Below are 2,233 nucleotides of genomic sequence, written 5' to 3'. Positions count from 1 at the left end.
GATGGTCGCGCCGAGAAGGTCGACGGGCCCTTCCACGGTGGATCCGTCGTTGAGTTCCAGGTCGCCGGTGGTGCGGAGGCTCCGGGCCGACAGGCCGGGTGCGGTGGCGCGATGGGTGCGGCGGGCATGGCAGCGTGGCGGGCATGGCAGCGTGGCGGGCATGGCAGCGCGGCGGGTGCGGTGGCGCCGCGGGCACGGTGGCGCGGCGGGTTTGATGGGCGTGATCAGAGTGGTTGCGATCGGAGTGGTTGCGATCGAGGTCGGCTTGGTCGGGGGCGGTGGTGTGGGGGTGGTTGGTTCGGTGCTGCGGGGGTGGGGGCTGACGGGTGCTGCTTGGGGGCGGGGGCGGGGTGGGGAGATGTTGCTTTCCGCGGGGAGACGAAGTTAGGACCGCGGGCAGGTCATGTTGCTTTGGGGCGTACGTTGGCGATCATGGGGCCGGGCGGCGTCCGGGAAGTGCTTCCCTCCACCGGACGTGCTTGGCAGGATCGCCGCTTGAACGGTGATCCGTCCGAACGCGAGGACGGCGCCGGCCAAGTGAAGATGGAGGCGGCCCGTCCGGGCGGCCGATGAGGCAGGAGAACACGTGAGCGATGTGTTCAGCTCCCCGATGCTGAAGGTCGAACAGCCTCGCCGAGGTCCGTTCGCCAAGTCGCGGTACAAGGTGCTCGACGGGGACGGCACCGTCCTGGCGATCGCGAATGAGACCGCGTCGAAGAACCGCGCCGAGTCGTTGAAGCAGGTCTTCCCCGGCAAGTCGGACTCCGATGCGCGGGCCGTCCTGCTCACCACGCCGGACGGCGAGCCGCTCCTGGTCGTGGACAAGCAGCTGGGCCGGGAGCTGACCGAGGTACGCAAGCCGGAGGGAGAGGTCGTCGGGACGTTCGTCACCGAGCGCGTCGGACGCCGCTACTCCGTCCGCGACGGCGCGAACACCGCGATCGGCATGGTCAGCGTGGACCTGCCGCACAACAACTTCGAGGTCATCTCCGCCGGGGGCGGGAAGGTCGCGCACGTCCGCAAGAAGTGGGCGGGGCTCGCCACCCACCTGCTGACGACGGCCGACAAGTACAGCGTCGAGATCTTCGACCCGGTGCCCGAGCCGCTGCGGACGATGGCGGCCATGACGGCGATCGTCATGGACCTGAACCTGCACGAGTCCAAAGAGATCACCTGAGCGCCGGTTTCACGGCCTCGCCGGCGTGCTCGTAGGGGTTCAAAGGCGCCGTGCTGCGAGGTACCGTCCGTTCGTGCAGGCGATGCCCGGGCGCCCGAACGGCTGGTGGATCTCACCGGCCGTCCCCACGATCGCCAACTGCGCGCTTGCCCTGCTGTGGATCTTCTCCGCGCTCGGAGGATGGGGCGACTCCGCCTTCTGCGGTGACGAGAAGTCCCACGACGCGATCTGTGCCGCCGACTTCGAGGACGCCGTCCTGTTTTCGATACCGGTCGCCGTCCTCGCCGCCGCACTCGCCATCACGGCCTGGGCGACGCCCGCGATCCGGCACCACGCGGGTCGCCTGGACGCCCTGCTCGGCATCGCGGCCATGGTGTGGGTACTCGGCGAAGCCGTCCTGTTCGTCGGGGGGTACCTCGCCCAGTCGTAGGACCTGCCACCACCCCGTGACGCCCGTTCGTGTCGGCAGACTCCTTAGGCGGCGAGGGTGAAGGACGACGACCGGAATTTTCGCGACTTGGGTCGTGTTGTATCGGGCACCTGGGGCACGACCGCGGACCATAATCCGAGGTCGCAGCGTTGAAGCCGGAGCGAACTCGCGGCCCGGAGTGCGACCGCGGCTACGGAGTCGCGCGAGCCGGTTTGACGTTGCTCCCTCAGGGGCATACTGTTCTCTTCGCCCCACGGGGAGCGGGACGCCGTCAGGCGGCCGGCCCGATGGGGAAACCACTACGAGTCAGCCGACACGGTTCTGCCGTGCCTGCCGTATCGTGGTGCGTCGGAAAGGTCGATTTTGACAATCGCGCCGGATCTGATGAAATGGAAACACCCGCCCGGAAGGGCCGCGCAAGCGGACTGGAAAGGCGGATCGGAAAAGCCCGGAATTGACAAGCCGAGCGGATCCGGTAAAGTAAAGCGAGTCGCCCCGGGGCGGGAAACGCGAAAGCGAATCCAGCACGGTGGGTGTCCGTTTCTTGAGAACTCAACAGCGTGTTAAAAGCCAGTGCCTTATCGGCTCGGTCGGCCTGTTGGTCGGTCGGGTCGCCCCGTGGCCAT

Annotated in this window: 2 protein-coding genes; both read left to right on the top strand. The window is 67.9% G+C overall.

Annotated elements, in window-relative coordinates; genetic code table 11:
* The first annotated feature begins 586 nt into the window (after nt 1-586).
* Complete coding sequence (locus E1300_RS49115) at nt 587-1,177, top strand: phospholipid scramblase-related protein (RefSeq protein ID WP_131764103.1); 591 nt, start codon at nt 587-589, stop codon at nt 1,175-1,177.
* Nucleotides 1,178-1,250: 73 nt separating this feature from the next.
* The gene (locus tag E1300_RS49110; protein ID WP_131764102.1) at nt 1,251-1,607 is read left to right on the top strand and encodes a hypothetical protein; all 357 of its coding nucleotides are present in this window, start codon (nt 1,251-1,253) and stop codon (nt 1,605-1,607) included.
* Nucleotides 1,608-2,233: the final 626 nt, after the last annotated feature.

Source organism: Actinomadura fibrosa, assembly GCF_900659615.1.
GTDB lineage: Bacteria > Actinomycetota > Actinomycetes > Streptosporangiales > Streptosporangiaceae > Spirillospora > Spirillospora fibrosa.
Note: the sequence above shows the minus strand (reverse complement) of the source record. Positions and strands in the feature narration are given on the sequence as shown.